This is a genomic window from Pseudopedobacter saltans DSM 12145 (assembly GCF_000190735.1).
Classification (GTDB): domain Bacteria; phylum Bacteroidota; class Bacteroidia; order Sphingobacteriales; family Sphingobacteriaceae; genus Pseudopedobacter; species Pseudopedobacter saltans.
The window spans coordinates 3030914-3053875 of the sequence record NC_015177.1; the positions used below are offsets into that span (position 1 = coordinate 3030914).

Here is a 22962-nt window from a genome sequence, read left to right on the forward strand (position 1 = left end):
TTCTTAAAACTTTACGCCTTTCTATTTATTTGCTAAATTTCCAATAATCGAAATACATAATATTAGACGACGCCTTCCCTTTAAACACAAAATATACATCCTGGATACCTGTAATTTTCCTATCCAACTTCACATTTATAATTTCCCACCTATCGTCCCCACCTGTTAGAGGAACTTTTACAGTCCCAGCAATTGGTCCCTCCTGACTTCCCATCCTAATCTCCATAGTAACTCCCCCATTATGAGTAGTGCCAACTCTGGCCGAAAATGCAGAGGCACCTATATCTCCAAAATCTACATTTTTAACACTGGTATAGGCTCCATTTTGCAATGCCCTAACAAAAACACCCACTTTGTCATTTTGAAAAGCCTTTACATGCTCTGACCATGAAATTGTTTCGGCCTGTGTTAACTGATAAGGATTCAATGCAGCTATCCCTTTGGTAATTCCTTCTGTCATTTTCATTTGAGGGATTGTGCCGTCTTTATTGAAGTTTAGCTCTTGCACACATACCGAGCGTGTAAAACCACTTCCTCCAGGTAAAGCTCCATTGTGATAGAAGAAATAAGTCTTGCCTCTAAAATCTATAACACCCGGATGATTTGTAAATGATTTACCCTCTGCAGGCATGACGATACCGCCATATTTCCATGGCCCTTTTGCGCTTTTACTTGTAGAATAACCTATAAACTCTGGAAGCGGACCACCAGGCCAGAAAAGATAGTACAAATCTTTACGTTTATACAACCACGGACCTTCTTCATATTTAGTGGGTCGTTCCGGATTACCGTCTCGTTTTCCAAAAGATTCTTCGGTCATAGGAACCTCGATAATATCCCCGGAATAAGAGATCATATCTTCGTTCAGTTTTACATACTTAAGTTTTGGGTTTCCCCAGTACATATGAGCCTGTCCATCATCATCTATAAAAACTGTTGGATCAATATCTCCCCACTCACTCTGCACAAGTGGTTTACCTAATACATCGTAAAACGGACCTAACGGACTATCACCTACTGCTACGCCAATAGCGCCTTTGTTATTTACTTTGGAAACAACAGGAACATATAAATAGAATTTTCCGTTTTTCTCTACACATTGCGCAGCCCATGCATCTCCTTTTGCCCATGCAAAATCTGAGTATTTTAGAATTGTTCCGTGATCGGTCCAGTTTACCATATCATTTGTAGAGTAAACTTTCCAATCGTTCATATTAAACCATGTGGATTGATCTTCGTCATGCGTTGTGTAAACATATAAACGGTTATTATATACCATAGGCGCGGGGTCTGCGGTGTACATGGTCTGAATTATCGGATTCTGAGAAAATGCACCATTTACCCAGAAACAAAATGCATAAGCAAATAATATATTAATTCTTTTTATCATCATGATTCTCTAAAAACTAAGGTCTTACTTCTTAAAAGTCCAGTGATCAAAATTGAATAGCTCACGTCCCGCAGTGATATTTTCGCCTTTGAAAACAAAATATACATCATGCACTCCTGAAACTTTTTCCGCTATTGTAGAAGTCAATGTTTTCCAGGTATTCCAACCTCCAGTCCGTGGTACATCAATACCAGCTATTTTTGTACCTCCAACACTATCAATACGCACCTCAAGTATACCTCCGTCAAGTCCCGCAGCAACAGTCGCTGAAAACTCTGTAGGAGAACTTTTACCAAAGTCTACAGCTTTTACCTTTATAAATCCTCCGGTTCGAATATCAGTTACATATACCCCAATTGCTTTGCTTTCTTTGGTGCTACATTTTTCTGACCATGCTATTGTTTCCGCCTCATTTCGTTGATATGGATTTAATACGCCTATTGGTTCAACGCCATTTTTAGTCATCTTTATTGAAGGTATAGATCCATCTGCATTAAATTTAAACTCTTCAATTGCAGAAGATCGGCCGTAACTTCCACCTTTAGGCAGTAAGCCGGTATGATAAAACAAATACGATTTACCTTTGAAGTCTATAATGCCCCCATGGTTAGTAAAACTATTCGTCGGTTGATCAGTCATAATTTTACCCTGATATTTCCAGGGACCTGTTGGCGTGTCGCTTATTGAATAAGATAAACATTCCGTTCCCTTCGTCATCCCTGCATATATAAGATAATACTTGCTATTACGTTTAAATAACCAGGGACCTTCTACAAATACATCTTTGTATTGCTCTCCTTTTTGCAGGACTTCTTCGGGACGTCCAGGACGCCTTAAACCGCCAAATGCTTCTACAGATTGCGGAACTTCTACAATCTCTCCAGAATAAGACACCATGTCTTTATTCAATTTCACATAAAAAAGAGTACCGTTACCCCAATACATGTAAGCCTGTCCATCATCATCGATATACACCGTCGGATCGATATTAGACCAACTGCCATTACTTATTAAAGGTTTTCCAAGGGCATCTTTAAATGGACCGGTTGGACTATCTGACACGGCTACTCCAATTGCCATATCGTTATTTACTGTTTGCGCACAGATATACCAATAAAACTTTCCGTTTCTTTCTATACATTGGGCAGCCCAAGCCCTATCTCTGGCCCAGGAAAAAGACTCCAAAGAGATAGGCACACCATGATCGGTCCAGTTTGCCATATCGCTGGATGAATACACCCTCCATTTAGTCATGTAATAGAAGTCAAAGCCTGGGATATCATCGCCAGCATACATATATACCCTATCTTTATATACCATTGGCGCCGGGTCTGGTGTAAAATTTGTTTGTACTACCGGATTTTGTGCCGATGCTATAAAACCTATTCCGGAAAGGACCAAGACACTGTACGCGATTTTAAGTTTTTTCATATAAATTGCTTATTAAATTTTTAGAGAAAGAGGATTGCCTTCATATATCACTTTTTGCTCAACAATTTCTCCGTCTAGCCCAACAATTCTTATATTAAACGCTCTTTTTTCTATACTTCCTTGAAAAGTCCCCACACGTTTTCCTATTGTCAGCATTCTTTTTTTCTCATTCCATGAAATTGGAATCACGGTATAACGCCCCTTTTCATAATTGTAATTGTCTCCTTCATCTTCATATAGCTCGAAAAAGCCGTTGCTACCGCGATATATATCAAGCGTTAAGGCTTCATTTGATTTTTCAGATGAATATTGCATAACTGGGCCTAAGGGAATAATAGACCCCGATTTAATAAATAAAGGAATTTTATTTTTTGAAGCATCCGCCATTACTTCCCGGCCGCCTTTTTGAATTTTATTTGTCCAGAAATCAAACCATAAGCTTCCTTCGGGAAGGTAAACCTTCCATTCTTCAATTTCTGACTTAACTACAGGAGCAACTAAGATGGCTGGGCCAAACATATATTGATAAAGTTGCTTTATTGCATTTTCGTCTCCTTTAAAATCCATTACCATAGGACGCATGATGGTAGTATTGTTTCGATTGACGTCCCCTGCAAGAGAGTAGATATATGGTAGAAGCCGATAGCGAATATTAAGTAGTTCCCGCATCTCAGCTTCTACCTTTCCGCCATATTTCCATGGCTCCGTTTCTGATTGATAGCCATGCATTCTAAAAATCGGGCAAAACACACCCCATTGAAACCAACGCATCAGGATATCATGATATTTTGGATCATGATATTGAGAGGCTCCCGGTCGAAAGAAACCGCCAATATCGGTAGTCCAGTAAGGCATTCCTGTTAAGGAGAAATTCAGTCCGGCTACAATTTGCCTTTTATAGGTATCCCAATCCCAGCCAATATCGCCAGACCAGTTAATTGTTCCGTAACGCTGTTGGCCGGGAAAAGCAGAACGCGTTAATATAGTCACCCTTTTGTCCGGATTTGTCGCTCTCTGTCCCTCGTAAACGGCTTTACTAACAAATAAAGGATATGTTAAACGATAGAATTCACCTTGTCCGAAATATGTATTTTTATCTTTTAAAGCATCGTTTTCTGGTTCTGTTGCATCCATCCACCAGGAATCAACACCATGCTTAAAAAGGTTTTGATTTAGGGCATTCCAATGCACTTTTTGCGTTTGGGGATTGTAAATATCAATCCAGGGACTGTCTTTGATGTATAATCCTTCATAATCTTTTGCTACGCTTGATTTCTTATCCAGATTCTCCCATACCGAGATAGAAAATTTTGCATTTAAATCATGTAATTCCTTTATAAATTGACTTGGATTTGGATAATTAGCTTCATCAAACTTCGGAACTCCCCATCCATATTTCCCCCAATATTGCCAATCCTGGACAATCACATCTAATGGCAATTTTCTTTTTCTGAATTCTTTTACTGTTTCTACCAGATGTGAAGAAGACGTATATCTTTCCCTGCATTGCCAATAGCCAAAAGCCCATTTCGGTAGCATAGGTACTTTTCCTGAAAGGTTCCTATATGTTGAAATAATATCATCAGCATCCTCGCCTAAGAAAACTACATAGTTTAAAGATTTAGCATTTGGCGAGCGAAAGGTTGTAACGTTACCAGCTTTTCTCCAATGTAAGGAAGGAGTATTTGTAGATTTACATACCACTTGTACATGATGTGTTCCCTCTTTCAGCTTCACTTTAGCACTTACTGCAGGAGGTAACCACAAATTTGACTGATCTATAATTGGTTGTCCGTCTATCACCAATAAATGGCGATTATCCATATCTCCCAAATCCAACATAAAAGTATATTCACCATCGCTCTCCAAATGAAACTTTCCTTTATATAAAGTTTGTTGCTGCGAAACTTTTTGTGTTCCGCTTGTACTCGTTACCTCTCGCTCCCTACTATTGGTGTAGGACTCTTTATTTAAATTAATAATGCTGTCTGCGGGATTAAACCATGACAGCCCGTATTGATGCCATAAAATTCCATATCCTTTAGATGAATACAGAAAAGGCAAGGCAATTTGACTATTAACCTGAATTAACTTTCTACTTAGATTTTTTAGATTGTAGTGCCCGTCCTGAAATTGACCTAAACCAAAAAGATACTCATCGGGCTTAGATTCGAAACCTTGTTCGGCGATGTAACATGGTTCTGAATGAACTGTATTACTGCTTAATTTACGGCTATTTAGTGCCTCGTTTAGTATAATCTTTCCCTTTTTATCAAGGAAGCTTAGCGTAGATGTTTTTTTATCAAATAAAACGCTATAGTCGTTTGTTACAAGTTTTAACAGGGATGTAGTTTCTGAACAATTGAACGGAGGAACAGGTTGTTGATTAACCAGAATAAACTCGCGTTCTTCCTCAGTCAAATCCTTTGTCCACTGTATTCTTACCGCTTTACCGTGAATTGGTTGGATATTCAAAAAACCTTCGGAAAGCCTCACTTTCAATCCATCTTGCTGAATGGTATGACTGGTGTAAGTCTGTCCATTTAATAGCAATGGAGTTAACACAAACAGATATATGAAAAAATTCCAGTTCATTTCAGATATATTTACAAGGCTACTTTAAGGGTGATAGTTTAGCGACAAAACCTCCTCTTCTCAACATTTTCACATCAATAGAAGACATTTTATCTACGGTTAAGTATGAAACATCAAAATCCTGATCATGCTTCCCATCGGCGATAAGCACTAGTTTGTATTTAGTATTATCATCCAGAAAATCAAATCCAACTTTTTCCCTTTTTTCTTTATTCTCGCCATTTATACCGCCTATATACCAGTCTTCATCTTTTCTTCTTGCAATAATTACATCTTTACCAGGGTAGCCGTCTAATAATAGTGTTTGATTCCATGCAGATGGTACTTCTTTAATAAAACTTTTTGGAGCATCCGGAAGTTTCTCATATCCTTCCGGTCGGTCTGCGAAGTGCTGCAAAGCAGATTCAAACAGGACACTTAATGCGATTTCATGTCCGTAAGAAGTGAGGTGAGGATATTGAGAATTGGTAAATGTTACCGGTGTATAGTCCATAGAGCCTACTACATTACGGGTAAAGGGCATAATGGTATTATGTACCGGAGCGGTCGTGGTAAATTCCGGACCATTGTTGTACCATTCGGCACCGCGGACCGCTTCGTAAGTCATCAGATTTGGATAGGTTCTTGACCATCCTCTGGGAACCAGACATCCGTGAAAATACACCATCATGTTGAAACTGGCTGCGTCTTCCAGAATATCCAGATAGTATTTGATCATATCCTGCTTTTCGCTTTCAAAAAAATCGATTTTCACACCTGCAACTCCCATTTTTTTGAGCTTTGCAAATTCCTGCATTCTATTCTCGTGAGTCAGCATTCTATCCTTAGGCGTTGCAGGTACCCAGGTATGGTCTCCTCCGGAATTATACCATATCAAAGACTTTATACCTTTGGAATGTATATATTTTAAAGCGTCATCAAGATTTCCGCCATTACCCATGGCATCCCACTCCCAATCTAATAACGTGTATGGCCAATCCATTGCGGCCGCCAAATCGACAAAATCACAAACGGTTTTAAAATCTTTCGTTCCGTGGTTGTCTGACCAATAATTCCAGGATACGATTCCCGGTTTTATCCAATCTGTATTTTTAATTACAGATGGCGAAGCCACATCATCTACTAAGGTCGAAGCTACTATATCATTTAGATTTCCAATTATAATCACTCTCCACGGAGATTTCCAGGGAAGGAAGATTGTTGGTTCAGACTGTCCCTGTCCGCGACCATCCTTTTGATCGGGAAAAGTGACTTTATATGTATTCTTATCAGCTTTATTACTGAGTTTAGAGCCACAATAATTACGGTCAAGAGCAGATTCGTGTAATAAAAACCAACAATTACCTTTGGTCTTAAATAATGCAGGATAACACCAATCTTCTTGCTGAACTTTTTCACCAACGGCAGAAGTATACAAGCCTTCATTCGCTGGATTCCACTTTTGGGTCCATCGTGTTACAGCTGTATCTATTGAGTAGGAAGTGAGTTCTTCTTTAACGGTAAATGTTCCTTTTCCTGAAATTGAGTACCGGAACGCAATTCCGTCATTATATACCCGAACAATTAAATCCAGTTTTTTCTTTTCTTTATTTTCGAAAGAACAAACCACTTCGTGGCCAATATTTTCTCTTACTGAACTCTTGCCGTGAGGCATTGTATAATTTTCCTTAACTAATAAGGGTTTTGTTGCTTTCAGGAGTTTCATATCGCTGAAGGTGATATCTTCTGATAGCATTAACCCCAGGTCGATCGAAGGGATGGCTTCTGTAATTTCATCTTTGGTATCATAATATACCTTTAATGCCCACTTTCCACTTTCTGTATTATAAAAATTAATAACTATTTTTTGATTGGGCGATTTTACAGTTACGTTTTGAGCGAAAATCTTACAGAAAGAAAATGAAAAGACAATTATTAAAATGATTTTTTCGGGCGAATATTTATTACAAAAAGTCCTCATTATATTCATTTTAAATGTTTCCGATTATTTATATTTTTCCTTTTTTCTAAGCTCAATCTGGTTAGAAGCACATTATTTAGTCCCCGTAAACTTATAATAAGCAACACCGTGTGCCGGAATTTCAAGTGCTAAACTCTGGTTTGATGTGTTGATTTTTGCGATATTTTTTTGTCTCCAAAGATCACGTACGGTTTGATGTTCTGTAATCCCCAATTTTTGAAAATCCTTGTACGACATATTTACCTTTTCTCTTCCGAAATTGGCAAACGCCACTGCTTTTCCTCCGTCTTCTAATTCTTTTACATAAATCTTTAGCTCGCCAATGGTTTGCTGGCAGACCCCTTGTTTACCCAGTGCATCCTGATTTACTGCAATTACCTCGTCATTTGTAAGTAGATTTATTGTAAAATCGTCCAATTTCTCCAGGTCACAACCAATAAGCAACGGTGCCGAGAAAATACTCCAAAGGCTGATATGTAAGTATTGTTCATCTGGTTTCAGGCGGCTTTGGTGTGCATTACCCCAACCAACAACACCTACAACAAGCATATCCGGATCATTCCAGTTGCCCGGTTTGGCGTATGGCGCAGCTTTGTCCTGCGCTAAAGCAATACTTTTTACACTTGCCCAGGTATCAGTAATATCATTGGTGGTACGCCAGGATTGGGCATCGGCATCATCTCCCCATTTCCATACATCGCCCATACCGTATTGACAAAGATTGTATACAATATCTCTTGACTGTTTTTTCAGCAAATCTCCCATCACCTTGAAAGGCTTAACACCTTTATCCAAATCTGCTCCACCCTGAAATGCAAGAGAAGGCACCTTATTAGGGTCGTTATCTGGCAAACCATCTATCACACCTCCATAACTGCACCAATCATACTTAAGATAATCGAATCCCCATTTTGCATAACTCTCCGCATCTTGTTTTTCGTAACCATAACTTCCTGCACAGCCGCCACAGGTCCACGGACCGGGGGAAGAATAGATTCCTGCTTTGAGACCATTGGAATGCATATAATCGGTAAGTCCTTTCATATCTGGAAACTTGGAATTGGTAAGGATATATCCGTTCTCATCTCTCATTTTTCCTTTGAAAGAAGTGTCTTTGCCATCTCTGTTATATTGCCAGGAATCATCAATATTAATGTAATTCCAGCCATGATTTACCAGTCCTGTTTTAATAAGCGCATCAGCGGCGCGTTTTACTTTTTCGGCAGAGACTTCGTGTCCGAAACAGTTCCAGCTGTTCCATCCCATCGTAGGCGTTAGGGCTATTTTGTCTCCGCATACTATCCTTAATTTTTTTGATGCTGAACCTTTTGCGTTTTTTGCAGAAAGTATCACTTCATAAGTGCCTTTTTCTGCGATTTTTCCCGTAATGATTCCGGTCTTTGTATCAACTGCCAAACCTTTTGGCAGATTCTTCACAGAAAATGTCATCGGTCTTTCTCCGGTAGCGGGAATTCTGAAGAGAAACGGTGAACCAGGACGCACTCCGTAAACGCTTGCTGAGTTGATACGTGGAGTAACGGCAGGTTTTGGAGTTAAAATATAAGGGGTGGATGCAATTGGATTAAAGGTTTCAAAAGTGGAAACGCCTACGGCTTCGAATCTGGCATTGGCCCAATTTGCGTGGTCATAGTATGGGCCATTACCGCCATCGGTTACTACCAGCTCCAACTGATTGATGCCTTGTAAAGAAACTGATACCGGTCTTGCTTTGTCCCCGAGACGCATTACTCCGCTAGACCATATTTTTTTATTATCTCCGTAAATCTCAAATTCTACAGCAGGTGTGTGTCCGGTAATTTCATCATCAATTCCTACCCATGCGGAAAAATGTTTGGCTTTACCGTTGAGCTTAATCAAAAGTGAACTTTCTGCGTGTGTGCCGAAACCTCTGTCGAAAGTTTCGCCGGCAATAGTCATTTTTTTCCCATCTACAGAGGTATTAATTCCTGGTTTACCATGCCCCTGAGTAGCTACACTCAAATCCAGCTGGTCTAGCCAAATTATAGATTGCGCTTTAGAAAAATTCCCAGAAAACAAAAGCACTAAGACGGTTAAGAATATTGTATTCTTCAACATTATTTTAAAAAATTTAATCAATTAAATTTCCACCAATCAAAATAGAAAAGCTCTTTTTCGCCTTTAAAAACGAAATATAAATCATGGATTCCTTTAGTGCTTTTTAATGGCGTGTTAACTGTCTTATAGATATCTCCCTCACCTTTTCCGCTAACATTTATCACGCCCAATACAGGTCCATCAATAGCATCTATACGTACTTCTATTTTTCCTCCGTAAAGAGATGCAACATTCACATCCAAAGATTTCACTCCTTTCGAAAAATCTACACCCTGCACCTTGATATAGTCACCATTATTAATAGAAGTAACAATAATACGATCCGTGATTTTTCTACCTCTGTTATACGGTTGATTGCGTTCCCATTCCGTCACCATTTCCGTCTTTACACCTTCGCTATAAGCAATTGTTTCCGCCTCATTTCTTTTATAAGGATCAAGAGTACCTACTCTTTTTGGAGCATCTGTCGTCCAGAAAGGAAGTTTCTGAATAGTTCCATCCGCATTATAGTTAAGTTCTGTCACCGTAACAGAGCGACGCTCATAATGCTTGCTCATTGTTTGCATTCTAATTCCGTGGTTGAACCCGAAAACATATGCTTTGCCTTTGTAATGTATAATCCCGGGATGATTACCACTGGATCTTTGATCGCCCTCCATAATAACTCCTCCGTATTTCCAGGGACCAACAGGTGATTTTGCCATTGCATAATCAATTCCTTCCGGGCAACATTTAGAGGCATATGCCATATAATAAGTCCCATTTCTTTTCCATATCCAGGGACCTTCCTGATAATTAAAAGGATCTGGTGAGCCTTTCACTTTTGCCATAGAAGCATCTTTGGTAATAGGTCCTGCAAGCGAAATCATGTCTTCGTTTAATTTTACATACCATAAGTTTGGATTTCCCCAATACAAGTACGCTTGCCCATCGTCATCAATTAATATGGTAGGATCAATATCTTCCACAGAGTTTTTTATCAGAGGCTTCCCAATAGGATCCATAAATGGTCCGTACGGACTATTCGCAACCAAAACGCCTATACCCATATTATTTGGCATTGGACAATACATATAAAATTTACCGTTGCGTTCGACAACTTGAGGTGCCCAGGCCCCATTGTCGGTATTTACCCATTTAAAGTCTTTAAGTGAAGCCACCACACCGTGGTCTGTCCAATTGACCATATCTGTAGAAGTGTACAGCAGCCAATCTTTCATCTTGAATCCGAAAGCATCATCTTCATCATGACTGGTATACAGATACACCGTATCTTTGTAAACCAAAGGAGCCGGATCTGCGGTATATTTGGTCTGAATAATTGGATTTTGTCCCAGGCAAACTTGAAAAAATCCTAGAAATGTTATTAAACTTAAAATCCTCATATACTTCTATCCTATTATTTGAGATTCACTCTACTATTCTTTCCTGAATAAGAAATTGTCTTTTGTTGACCATTTGGAAGGATTAGCGTAAATTTCCTTGTCTCAATCATTCCTTTATACTTCCCTTTTCGTGATCCAATAGTAAGCGTACTGGTTTTGTCATTCCAGTGAAAAGGGATCTCCGTATATTCTCCTTTTTCATAATTATAATTGTCGAATTCGTCTTCGTACAATACAAAAGTTGCGTCTGCACCCGGATAAATTTTAAGGTTGATATTATTCCATTTCTTTTCTGTGGCATACTGTACTTCGGGGCCGAGCGGAATGATGCTACCTGCTTTCACATACAAGGGTATCAGGCTAATGTCGGTTTCTTTATCAATTTGCTGACCTCCAGCAAAGCTTTCATTAGTCCAGAAGTCATACCACATAGAGCCTGCCGGCAGGTAAACATTTTTCTTCTTCGGTTTTAAAAATTCAGTAGTTAGCTCCTGAATATTTTGCTTCTGACTGGTATTATTCCAACCATCCTGCTCATCAGTTTTAACTACGGTTTCTGACGTATATTGAGCTTGAGCAATTGGCGCTACCAAAATTGATTTGCCAAACATAAATTGATTGTTCAGATCCCAAACCTTTTTATCTACAGCAAAATCCATTACCAGCGCTCTCATAAAGCTCGATCTGTTTTTGCTTACATCCCAGGATGTCGAATAGATATAGGGCAGCAAACTATAACGTAATTGAATAAACTTCTCGATAGCATCATAAACCGGTTCTCCTTTTTGACCAAACTGGTAGATCTCACGAGGCACATCCGTTCCATGCGAACGCATCATAGGAGTGAAAGTGGCATACTGCAACCATCTGACATATAATTCCTGAAACATAGGATTTTTTGTACCTGTACCGTCGTTCCAGGTTTTGTTATAAGCCCCAGCAAAAAAACCTCCTATATCCGAATTGAAATTGGGATTAGCAGTAAGCGTGAAATTTAGCCCTGCAGGTATTTGATTCCGGAGAGATTCCCACGATGAATTTACATCTCCAGACCAAACACTGGCGCCGTAACGTTGCTGTCCGGCAAACGCAGATCTGGTAAGTATAAAAACACGTTTATCAGAACTTTCAGATCTTTGATGGTCGTATACGCCTCCTACGGTCATCAAGGGATATGCGTTACGAACTTTTCGAAAAGAGCCTAAATAAGTTTTGGTGTCCATATCTTCCGGTTTTTGGTTTAAATGGTCAGGCTCCGTAGAATCCATCCACCAGGCATCTACGCCCAACTTAAAAATTCCCTGGTTTAGATATTTCCAGTAAATATCTCTCGCTTTAGGATTAAAAGCATCATAAACCCTAACTCCAGACGGATAGTTAAGATCCGGAGGCCAGCTCTCTCTTCCGGATTCTGGCCAGGTTTTAAAGTTGAACAACATACCGGTTTTGTCCATCTCACGATACGGTTTTGTCATGGGACCAAAAGAAGACCAGATAGAAACTGCCAGCCGGGCGTTCATTGCATGTATATCATTAACCATTTTTTGGGCATCAGGAAAATCGGGACTTATAAAATCCATTGCGTTCCACTGATAATTATTACCCCAATACTGCCAATCCTGAATAATGCCGTCTAGTGGAACTCCCAGTTCCCGATATTTTTTAACGACTCCTACAATCTCATTTTGCGATTTGTAACGTTCTTTGCTTTGCCAATAACCATATGTCCACAGCGGGAACATTGGAACCTGACCCGTAAGGCTACGCATCCCAGCGACAACGCCATCCGCATTTTCACCGTATATGAAATAATAATCAATAGCATCACCTACTTCTGAGGTAAAAGAAGTCAGGTTTTCTTTGTCTTTAAATGTTGTAGGAGAATAATTGTCCCAAAAAACTCCATATCCCTTTACAGACTGGAAAAAAGGCACAAAATCCCAGGTATTATTTTGTACCATTCTTACTTCTTGATTGCGTTGGGACATTTTACCATTTTGCAATATTCCCAATCCATAAATTGTTTCATCTTTGTCCAGAGTAAATGCCTGAGACACCGAATAGGTCGAACTTCCGGCATCATTAAACGGGGTAAACTGACTGTCACTAAATTGTTCATTCAATAGCGCTTTTCCCGAAATATGATGGTAAGAAACGGTTCCCGACTTTAAATCGAGCTTAAGATGTAAATCTGCCGTTCGGAGAGTTAGCTCATTACCTTGCTGATTTACTGTAAAAGGAGTTTTTTGTTCAGATTTAATAACAGAAAGGCTCTCTTTCAAGAAATCTGCTCCCCTGGGATGTTTTATGGTCCGTATAATTTTAGAATTATAAACCTTAATCTCTACCGAGATATTTTCTGTTGAGAATTTAATTCCTGTATTAGTTTTGGTATAAGTCTGCCCAACGCTAATTTGGGATAGAATTAATAACCATGAAATACTTATAAATATAATTTTTCTCATTACCTGTTATAGTTAATACTGAGTCTTATATAAATGGTACGTTCGTAACCCACATTCTATTAATTTAATCTCTGCTTCCCCGGAAAAAAGTATAAGTTTTACCGGCAACAGTAGGTACATCATATTCATAAACTGCCTTTAGATTATTTCCTTTTAAAGTGGCTTTGTCAGAGATAATCGCTTTTGCGCCAGTTATGGTATTCATTAATATATTCGGGTTATCTTCCTCTGCCTTCCTTAATCCTTTTCCTTTCAGTGGTACATATGATCGCAAGCGAAGATTACCGCCAATTTTAGATAATACCTTTACTTCCTGAACCGCACCTTCTTGCCACTTCATATCTATTTCAAAACCTCCACGAGCTACAATTCCAGACACAGAACCGGTATCCCAGACATCAGGTAAAGCAGGCAATAAGTGTAATGCACTATCATGACTTTGTACCAGCATCTCTGCAACACCTGCTGTAAGACCAAAATTTCCATCAATCTGGAAAGGAGGATGGGCGGTGAACATGTTCGGGTAGGTTCTGCCATCTCTATTTTCCTTGTCAACCAAGGTTAGCATATTATTAATAATCTTATACGCCCGGTTGCCTTCTAAAAGCCGGGCCCAGAGATTTATCTTCCAACCTATAGACCACCCTGTAGCGAAATCTCCTCTGTAGATTAGTGAATTTCGAGAGGCCTCAAATAGTTCCGGAGTTGTATAAGGTGAAATTTGATTACCGGGATATAATCCATATAAATGAGAAACATGCCGATGCTCGTTTTTCGGGTCGTCTATATCTTCAAGCCATTCTTGCAATTGCGTATACTTCCCTATTTGCATTGGTGGAATTCGTTTTGCCATAGATTTTAACCTTGCAATATAGTTTGTATCTTTTCCCAGCATTTCACCAGCCACCACAGTTCTTGTAAGAACATCAAAAACCAGCTGATTATCCATTGTAACACCCGCGGTTATTGGACCATGTTCCGGCGATATAGAAGGAGACACTACCATCCAACCTTTATATTTAGGATGTTCTATTAAAAATGACAAGAAAAAATCTGCTGAACCTTTTAGAATTGGATAGGCTTCTGCTAAGAATTTTCTATCTCCTGTAAATAAATAATGTTCCCATAAATGCTGGCTCAACCATGCTCCGCCTGTAGGCCACATACCCGCAGCTGCAAAATCTATCGGGCTGGTGACACGCCAGATATCCGTATTATGATGAGCTACCCAACCATCTGCGCCATAGAGCGTTTTTGCTGTTTCTCTGCCACTTTCACTTAAGTCTTTTAACATCTGAAATAGCGGCTCATGCGTATCAGATAAATTGGTAACCTCTGCCGGCCAATAATTCATTTCTGTGTTGATATTGATCGTATATTTACTGTCCCAGGCCGGGTGCATAGAATTACACCAGATACCCTGTAAATTTGAAGGTTGCCCTCCCGGTTGTGAGGACGAAATCAGCAAATACCGCCCGAATTGCGTAAGCAAGGTCACCAAAGCAGGATCCTGTGTTTCCTTAAAATTACGGATCCGTACGTCTGTAGGCTCTTCTTTAGAAATATCCTGACTTCCGAGATTGAGTTTAAATCTACCAAACTGCTTATAATATGTCGCTGAATGTTGTTGCAGCGCAGATTTAAAATTTTTCTTTTTTGCAACAGCTAACTTAGAAGCAGCTCGCTCCGCAGGATTGGCGTCTACGGATTTATAATTGGTAAAATTAGTCCCTATAGATATATAAATAGTGGCTGAGCTTGCTTCTGTTATATTAATTTTATGATCAGAAACCGCTACATGCCCATCCGCATGACTAACCAAGGTATGTATTTGATATCTGATTTTTCCTTCTATACCTTCATGGTCCGAACCTCTTCCTTCTAAAACCAGGGAATTATCTTTCTTTGAAACCGTATGTTGGGAAGGATTGACATACCCGATGTCAAAATTTAAGCCTCCCTTCTCGCTGGACGTAAGCTGCATAATGATAACGTCATCGGTAAAGGAAGAAAATACTTCACGGGTATATTTAACTCCATTAACAGTATAAGTAGTTTTAACAACTGCTTTATTTAAATCGAGTTCTCTATAATAATTCTCATATTGATTATGTCCCGGAAAATTAAGAATCAGGCTTCCTGCTGTTTGAAAGGGCATGCCATGTGTTTGGGTAAAAAAGCTTTGATTGATAAGTTTATCCGCTTCCTGTGTTTGGCCATCAAACACCATTTTTTGAACCAGAGGCAAAACTTCGAGAGCTTTATTATTATCGTTACGATATGGTCCACCACCCCAAATGGTTTCTTCATTCAGTTGAAGTTGTTCTCTTTGAGGAATCCCATAAACCATAGCACCTAAACGCCCGTTTCCTATCGGTAAAGCTTGCTCCCAAACATTATCAATTACAGGTTTATTGTACCAAAGTTTTAAATCATCCTGACTATAAGCTTTAAACGGAAAAACCAGTATATGTAAGAAAAGAAGTTGTAAAATCCTTTTGCATGTAACCTTCTTAATTATATATTCCATAATCAATTGCATCATAAAATTACTCGCTCGCTACTATCACAAATCCTCCATTAGCTTGTATTTCTATATCAGTAACACCATTCTTTTTAACTATTAACTCTTTCGTATAAGGCTGCTTAAGTTTATCGTCATTATATAATTGAGACTTTTTACCTTTTAGCATAGGAAGGTCCAGTTTCAGTTTCAATGCATCTCGTTGTGCATTAACGCCAGCTATATACCATTTAGACCCATTCCGGCGAGCAACCACACTGTATTTTCCCGGAAAACCGTCTATATAAACGGTTTCATCCCAGGTGGTAGGCAGGTTGCGCATAAAATCTATTTCGAATTGCGGAACGTCATGCAAATTATTCGGTGTCAGGGCAAACATCTGTACCGGATTCTGAAAAAGAACTCCCGTAGCCAGTTGAAAGATATCTGTTGTTAATCTTTGCTGTCCCTGCTTATTGCCTTTATTAAGGAATTTATTCAACATCACACCCCCATATTCCATGGAGGCCACTGTATTTCTTATAAACGGATACAAAGTGGCATAAAACGCTTCATTATCGCGGGCATGTTGAGAGAAAATTTGCATTTCTGAAGCCAATACAGCTTCGCTGCCAACAAAATTCGGATACATGCGCTCCCAACCTCTTGGAAGTGTTGCGCCATGAAAAATAATCATCAAACCATAGTCATTGGCATCCGATAAAATATCTTCATACAAACGCATGGTTTCTTGTTTGTCACCTCCAAAAAAATCTACTTTTAATCCTTTAACGCCCGCTTTTTTCAACCACTTCATTTCCTGTTTTCTGGCTATAGCGGTGTTCATTTTATTCAATGGGGTTTGGAACGCATCATTAGCCGATCCGTTTGAATTGTACCACAGAAACACATCTACTCCCTTAGAGTTGGCGTATCGGATAAGCTCCTCCATTTTTGAGTAACCTATTCTGGTATCCCACCAGGCATCTATAAGTATATATTCGAAACCAAGCGCTGCGGCCAGATCAATATATTTCACCTGATCTTGATAATTCATACTTTCATCCTGCCATATAATCCAGCTCCAGGTACCTTTTCCATACTTATACTTTTGCGTTGCTTCATATAAAGGTTCAACCACATCAAAAGCTATAGTAGTTTCTACTATTGGCTTAAGATTATCGCCTACAGTTATTGTTCGCCATGGCGTTTTCCCCGGCAACCCTATTTGTGCACCAGTGCTGCCAAAGCCGTTATTTTGCTTAATATTTGGGTATTCAACAGTATAAACACCATTCTTCCATGAACTTAAATGAGAAGCGCAATAGATACTACTAACTCCTGTCTCGGAAAGCAGAACCCATCCATTATCTCCTATTTTAAATAATCCCGGAAAAACATAACCTTCCCTTGACGTAGATTTTTCTAATGGTGCATCTGCTTCGTATCCACTTTCATAACTCGGTGCTGTACGAGCAAAAGCTACCATTGGTGTCATCATAGGCGACAGAAAAGTTGTGGTATGTGAAGGAAAACGAAAACCGGTAGTCTCTTTTTCTACTACACAAACTATTCGTTCGCCCCAGGCTGGCAGTTCATATCTGAATGCGATATCGTTATTACTTATCTGAAAAAGTACCGAAATCTGTTTTTTATCTGCGTTTTCGAAAGTACACTTAATTGTATTGGCCTGATAAGTTATTTCACTTCGCTTAATTTTATCTTGTGTATACTCATGACTTACGTGTCCCGCATCTGATTTAAGCAATTTCATGCCTTTACTAAAATCTCCCTCGTTGGTTATAATCCCAAGGGGCGATTTTTCCAGCATGGTTTTATTTTTAAAAAATACAGAAAAATTTGGCAGGCCATCTTCTGTATTGATTTTAACCGTTAACTGTTTATCAGGACTAGTAGCGACTATTTCTTCCGCATGGGATAGAAATCCAGAAACCACTAAAAAACAAAAAAATAAAATAGTCTTGAAAGTATAAGTATATCGAAGTTTAATCATCATATCTTGCTTATAAGGTTTATTAATCTTATAACTTTAATTAGTCAATAAAGTAAGCATCTTACTTGCGTAACGGTTCCCCAATTCTTTGTAACCCACCGCTGTAAAATGTAAACGGTCTGCACCTGCCTCACACCCTTTTGACGATATCACATGGGCATTGGGTATAAATCCGGGTAGCTGTCCGATAATTTCATTCATACCTGCACATACACCGTTTTGTTCTGCATGAACTACCTCTCCGGCTAATAAAGGCACTTTTGAAGGATTCAGATTTAAGTCCTGAATTAAATCCCCATAAACATCTTTAACTTTTTGTGGCCAAGAAGTATCTCCGGTATTAGATTCGCCCTGGTGTAAGAGTATTCCTTTAATAACTCCGGATTGTTGCGCAATTTTTGCCATCTCAATCAGTCTTTGATACGGATTATTGCTATAGGCTTTTAATGCACTTACCATCCAATCTGGCGCTGTGTTTATATAAGATTCACTATATTTTTTATGAAACAACTCAATTTTGCAACCACCTACTGCCACATTTACAATTCCTATAGTTACACTATCAGGCAAACTGTTCGCCATGGCTCTCCCAAAATAATCTGCCGGGCCAAGACCGGTATTACATCTTACCAGAGGAGCTATAGCGTCGTACCAATTACCTTGTTCTCTTTTAAGATCTTCGCAGGAAACCGCTTGAAGTAGTTTGACACGTTTATTAACAGGCAAATTGGTATCGGTTTCTACCCTTGCATGTCCCTCCATATTAGATTGTCCAAAACAAAGGTATATGTGAAAGTTTTTGTTTACTTGCTGCGAAAAGCTATTTAAGGTAGCTCCAGCTATTATAATCAACGTAATAAGATATTTATTTTTCATCTGTATGGCATTTATTGTTTGAATAAAGTTTGAGCAAACTGGTGTAAGCTTCTTCTCCACACTGGCCAGGTATGCCCTCCTGGATATTCTTCGTAAGTATATTTAAGCCCCATATCGTCGAACTTCTTTAGCATGATTTTACAGTTTTCGTAAGCTATATCCTCTTTTGCCCCCATAGATATCCATAGATTCTTCACGTTTTTGTTAACTGTCGCAACATTTTCCTGAATAAAATCATAATGTGGTTTTGAGAGCTCGGGTCTGTTAGACCACCATCCTGAACTGAATACGCCCAAACCAGAAAACAAGTTGGAGTGCTTAATTCCGGCATGTAAGGTTTGCATACCACCCATAGATAGTCCTGCTAAGGCTCTATCTGTGGCTTTATCAGATACCCGATAAGTTTTTTCTACAAAAGGAATTACCGCTTTTATCAACTCGTTTTCAAACATAGCTAAAGAGCGATCTGTAAATCCTGCTATGCCAGTAGACAGATTACCGTCCAACATAACCACAACCATTGGTTTCGCTTTTTTGTCGGCTATCAGGTTATTTAAAATAAGATCTGCTTTCCCCTGGGCAGACCATCCTCTCTCATCCTCGCCACCACCATGAAGAAGATAAAGCACCGGAAATTTGCTACTCGCCTCTAAATCGTAAGAAGGCGGTGTGTATACATATAATTTTCTCCACGATTTGGTAACATCAGAATAATATCTTTTCATCCGTACTTCTCCTTGCGGTACTTCTCTTTCATTATAAAAGGGTTCTCCCGCAATCGGAATTTCTATACCGCTTGCCATTCTTCCCATTCCGTAAAAAGTTTCACTTGACGGGTCGGCCACAGCCACACCATCTATAATCAAGGAATAATAGTTAAATCCTTCATTTATTGATTCGGTTGTAACTGTCCAAACTCCGTCTGTTCCTTTGATTAAATCGTATTTCTTACCCAGATCTATCTGTATTTTTTGGGCTTCCGGAGCTTTTATCTTAAAAATCACCCGCCTATCCGGTAAAACTTGCGGATATTTTGCCGATCGAATATTGGTGGATGCGGGTGTACCTAAAACTGTATATTTCGGAAAAGTGGTGCTGTCTATCTGCTTAAATAAGAATTGGGAAAACATATACAAATCGTTTTTCCAAACTTTAAAATCGTGGTTACCGGGTTCTATATAATAGATATGAGGTACTTTATGATTTTCTAAATATTCATGGGTACTTTTAGTTACATTTAAAAGTCCATCATTATCGCCACAAGAAATCCACAACAATTTGAGCTTCTTTTTTGCTTCTTCTGGATTAGCCAGTAATTCTTTTCCTCTTTTGGTGTTAGGAGCCGAAGAAAAACCTCCTACCCATGCAAATTTATCCAGATTGCCTAAACCAAAATTCAAAGACTGACCGCCGCCCATGGACAAACCTGCAATAGCCCGGTATTCTCTTTTTGATATTACCGGATATGTTTTCTCTATATGCGGTATCAAATCGTTTAACAAATCTTTTTCAAAAACCGAGAAAGCATTTACTTTTTCGGCCTCCATAATATTTCCTACCGCCCGGTCATCTTTCATTGCCCGTCCGTTCGGCAAAACCACTATCATAGGCTCCAGCTTATTTTGCGCATACAGATTATCCAATATAACCTGTGGATTTCCCTGGTTATACCATTCATTTTCGTCTCCGCCTATTCCGTGTAATAAATAAAGCACCGGGTACTTTTTACGTTTGCTAAACCCTGGCGGAGTATACACTCTTGCTTTACGGTCAGCACCAACGGTTTTAGATTTGTAGGTAATCATCTCAACATTTCCATGAGCTATTCCTTCGCGTTGAACATCAAAACCTTCTGGTGCCTGCATTTCAGAAGGTTGCGCAAACAGTGAAATCGAAAACATCGAAAACACCAGAAATAAACAAACTAATTGCTTCATATGTGGCTTATATTATTTGGTTAATCCTCATTATTGGTTATATCCCTGTTTCAATACACTAAAGCATAATTTCTTTAGAGAGTTAATTTCAATTGCTAAAGAGTTACCCTAGCCTATGAAACAGGGCTTTTTGGTTTGGAATGCTTTCTAAATTTATTTTATGACTGATAGATCCATATTGTTATTTAAGGTTGCATACAAGCCTATTAAATTTCCTGTAAAACCTTGCGCAACGTTAGTGGACAAAATATCTCCTGACACTATTCCGCCAAGCATTTTGTAACCAGCGTTACCGCTTTTAAAAGCGAATTCATAGTTATCTCCATTCGCTTTAACCTGTAAGCGAAGTGGCTTATTAATATCCACTTTCTCACTGGCTACTATAGTTTTTATACCATTTTGCGTACGCTGTAATACTATATAATTTGTCTTTCCTTTTTTGGTGACACCAAACACATAATTAAATTTCTCATTCTGCATACAAACTAATCCTGCTAAGTCCTTTTCTGAATTTGGCTGATAGTTTATAGCAACCTCGGCAGAAAAATTATTATGCTGTTGTCTGTAGAATAAGGTCGATGTAGGTTTAACTTCGCTTATATTGACTGTAAATGGTTTAATACGGAGTCCGCCTTTTTTATCAGAATGTACAAAATGCTCTCTGGGGCCTCTTACTCCAATCCACCTGTAGTCTAGTTTTTCATTATCAAAGTTATCTTTAAACTCGAAGTTACCGGATGGAAAAAAGCCCTCATCGCCTTTTTTATTTACAACACCTGCTGGTGTTTTAATTGTGGCCGGCATAGGTTCTAAACCATTTTCAAAAACAGGAAACTCTCCGGTCCAGTCTACCGGTAATATAAAAGTTTCTCTCCCTGTATTTACCCGGTCTTTTTCATTTGGCCTGATTCCCAGAAAAACGCCATAATATTTTCCGTCTGGCCCTTCAACTAAATCTGCATGTCCGGCCCAGTCTACCTTATCAGGTCTATTTGCCGGCAAATGTCTTTGCGTTAGAATAGGATTTTTTGGAGCCGGTGTATATGGCCCTCTCGGATTATCTGAACTAAAAATCACCTCGCTGTGCGCTCCTCCTGTACCTCCTTCTGCACACATCAGGTAATAACGCCCGTTCTTTTTGTAGATGTGTGGCGCTTCAATCCAGATTGGCTTTTTCGAAATATCAACGCCTCCATTTACTATAATCTTGTCTGTTCCGGGAACAACTCTATCGTTCTCTAAATCATAGTCCCAGATTTTAATTACACGATGACCATTATACAATTCGGCCCCTTTTGCTGGCGCGTCATTATGAACCACATAAGCCTTACCATTATCATCGAAAAACATAGAAGGGTCTATACCATCAAATTGAAGTTTTATGGGATCGCTCCATCCTTTAAACGGATCTTTTGTCTTCACAACGATGTTACCAAATCCTCCTGAGAACTGAGTGGTTATCATGTAAAATGTATCATTATACTGGTTGTATTTAATAGCAGGAGCATAAACTCCAAAATTCATCAAGGTGTTTTCTACTTTTAACTGTGAAGGCCTATCCAATACATGGCCTATCTGCCTCCAGTTAACCAAATCCTTAGAGTGGAAAATAGGTACTCCAGGAAAAAAAGTAAAAGAAGAGTTTACCAAAAAATAGTCATCGCCTTTTCTGGTGATTGCAGGATCCGGATAACAACCCTGTAAGATACTTGTATAAAATTTATTGGAGCTAACGGGATTTTCTCTGTAAACTTTATCATCTCCTTTATAGGCAAAATTGCTAAATATGGGTTCATTGGTACGCTCTTTAGTGTCTTGCGGTTCAACAGATTTACAACTTTGTGTGAAACAAGATAAAACGAGCAAACAACTGGAATAAAATTTTAAAGGATGAAATACACTCTTTCTTCTCATATCTAAATTGAATTAAGCTTATAAAGCAATTTTGCAATTGTTATTGGTTAACCTCAAAATGCAAATTGTAATGAATTGCATCATGACCTAACAAAAGTATCTACTGTTTAAAGCCTCGAAGGGGACATTTCATCATTATAGTTATAAAAATGTTCAAGATTTGGTGTTTTAATAAGGTATTTCAAGGTTTATATACCTGAGCAAATTGTTATAAAAAAACAAAGGCATTATTTTTAGTAATGCCTTGTTACCTTATTAATAAAACGAGTTTCAAACTCGCCTTATTCACACTTCGGGATGCGCTACGCTAACATCCCGAAGAGCAATTGTTCTTGAGAACTAAACCCGTATTCCCTTTCATCATATTTTTTGATACTACTTATTGAATGTTGAAT

The 22962-nt window shown here is 38.8% G+C and carries 12 protein-coding genes; all 12 read right to left on the reverse strand.

Annotated features, from left to right (window positions below):
• Nucleotides 1–25: 25 nt before the first annotated feature.
• Nucleotides 26–1393 (reverse strand): glycoside hydrolase family 43 protein, encoded by a 1368-nt coding sequence (locus PEDSA_RS12950; RefSeq protein WP_013633598.1) that lies wholly within the window; start codon nucleotides 1391–1393, stop codon nucleotides 26–28.
• Between the two features lie 21 nt (nucleotides 1394–1414).
• Nucleotides 1415–2821: a glycoside hydrolase family 43 protein gene (locus PEDSA_RS12955; protein ID WP_013633599.1), complete on the reverse strand. Its 1407-nt coding sequence runs from the start codon at nucleotides 2819–2821 to the stop codon at nucleotides 1415–1417.
• 12 nt (nucleotides 2822–2833) lie between these two features.
• Nucleotides 2834–5416, reverse strand: a complete 2583-nt coding sequence (locus PEDSA_RS12960) for a glycoside hydrolase family 31 protein (protein WP_013633600.1) — start codon at nucleotides 5414–5416, stop codon at nucleotides 2834–2836.
• Between the two features lie 19 nt (nucleotides 5417–5435).
• Nucleotides 5436–7376, reverse strand: coding sequence for a glycoside hydrolase family 97 protein (locus PEDSA_RS12965; protein WP_013633601.1), 1941 nt, complete (start codon nucleotides 7374–7376; stop codon nucleotides 5436–5438).
• Nucleotides 7377–7448: 72 nt separating this feature from the next.
• The gene (locus PEDSA_RS12970; RefSeq protein ID WP_013633602.1) at nucleotides 7449–9473 is read right to left on the reverse strand and encodes an NPCBM/NEW2 domain-containing protein; all 2025 of its coding nucleotides are present in this window, start codon (nucleotides 9471–9473) and stop codon (nucleotides 7449–7451) included.
• 17 nt (nucleotides 9474–9490) lie between these two features.
• Nucleotides 9491–10858 carry a glycoside hydrolase family 43 protein gene (locus tag PEDSA_RS12975; protein ID WP_013633603.1) on the reverse strand — a complete coding sequence of 456 codons (1368 nt, stop codon included), beginning with the start codon at nucleotides 10856–10858 and terminating at the stop codon, nucleotides 9491–9493.
• Between the two features lie 14 nt (nucleotides 10859–10872).
• Nucleotides 10873–13323: a glycoside hydrolase family 31 protein gene (locus PEDSA_RS12980; RefSeq protein ID WP_013633604.1), complete on the reverse strand. Its 2451-nt coding sequence runs from the start codon at nucleotides 13321–13323 to the stop codon at nucleotides 10873–10875.
• A 64-nt stretch (nucleotides 13324–13387) separates the two neighbouring features.
• Nucleotides 13388–15853, reverse strand: coding sequence for a glycoside hydrolase family 95 protein (locus tag PEDSA_RS12985; RefSeq protein WP_148233537.1), 2466 nt, complete (start codon nucleotides 15851–15853; stop codon nucleotides 13388–13390).
• Nucleotides 15854–15872: 19 nt separating this feature from the next.
• Complete coding sequence (locus tag PEDSA_RS12990; RefSeq protein ID WP_013633606.1) at nucleotides 15873–17843, reverse strand: glycoside hydrolase family 97 protein; 1971 nt, start codon at nucleotides 17841–17843, stop codon at nucleotides 15873–15875.
• Nucleotides 17844–17876: 33 nt separating this feature from the next.
• Nucleotides 17877–18716 (reverse strand): sialate O-acetylesterase, encoded by an 840-nt coding sequence (locus tag PEDSA_RS12995; protein WP_013633607.1) that lies wholly within the window; start codon nucleotides 18714–18716, stop codon nucleotides 17877–17879.
• Nucleotides 18717–18727: 11 nt separating this feature from the next.
• The gene (locus PEDSA_RS13000; protein ID WP_013633608.1) at nucleotides 18728–20653 is read right to left on the reverse strand and encodes an alpha/beta hydrolase; all 1926 of its coding nucleotides are present in this window, start codon (nucleotides 20651–20653) and stop codon (nucleotides 18728–18730) included.
• Between the two features lie 153 nt (nucleotides 20654–20806).
• Nucleotides 20807–22567, reverse strand: coding sequence for a glycoside hydrolase family 43 protein (locus PEDSA_RS13005; protein ID WP_013633609.1), 1761 nt, complete (start codon nucleotides 22565–22567; stop codon nucleotides 20807–20809).
• Nucleotides 22568–22962 lie beyond the last annotated feature (395 nt).

Excerpts from the sequence above, each read along its gene's own strand:
- PEDSA_RS12990 (WP_013633606.1), bottom strand. The coding sequence starts at position 17,843 with ATGATGATTAAACTTCGATATACTTATACTTTCAAGACTATTTTATTT.
- PEDSA_RS12970 (WP_013633602.1), bottom strand. The coding sequence starts at position 9,473 with ATGTTGAAGAATACAATATTCTTAACCGTCTTAGTGCTTTTGTTTTCT.
- PEDSA_RS12985 (WP_148233537.1), bottom strand. The coding sequence starts at position 15,853 with ATGGAATATATAATTAAGAAGGTTACATGCAAAAGGATTTTACAACTT.
- PEDSA_RS12980 (WP_013633604.1), bottom strand. The coding sequence starts at position 13,323 with ATGAGAAAAATTATATTTATAAGTATTTCATGGTTATTAATTCTATCC.
- PEDSA_RS12965 (WP_013633601.1), bottom strand. The coding sequence starts at position 7,376 with ATGAGGACTTTTTGTAATAAATATTCGCCCGAAAAAATCATTTTAATA.
- PEDSA_RS12950 (WP_013633598.1), bottom strand. The coding sequence starts at position 1,393 with ATGATGATAAAAAGAATTAATATATTATTTGCTTATGCATTTTGTTTC.
- PEDSA_RS13000 (WP_013633608.1), bottom strand. The coding sequence starts at position 20,653 with ATGAAGCAATTAGTTTGTTTATTTCTGGTGTTTTCGATGTTTTCGATT.
- PEDSA_RS12955 (WP_013633599.1), bottom strand. The coding sequence starts at position 2,821 with ATGAAAAAACTTAAAATCGCGTACAGTGTCTTGGTCCTTTCCGGAATA.
- PEDSA_RS12995 (WP_013633607.1), bottom strand. The coding sequence starts at position 18,716 with ATGAAAAATAAATATCTTATTACGTTGATTATAATAGCTGGAGCTACC.
- PEDSA_RS12960 (WP_013633600.1), bottom strand. The coding sequence starts at position 5,416 with ATGAACTGGAATTTTTTCATATATCTGTTTGTGTTAACTCCATTGCTA.
- PEDSA_RS13005 (WP_013633609.1), bottom strand. The coding sequence starts at position 22,567 with ATGAGAAGAAAGAGTGTATTTCATCCTTTAAAATTTTATTCCAGTTGT.
- PEDSA_RS12975 (WP_013633603.1), bottom strand. The coding sequence starts at position 10,858 with ATGAGGATTTTAAGTTTAATAACATTTCTAGGATTTTTTCAAGTTTGC.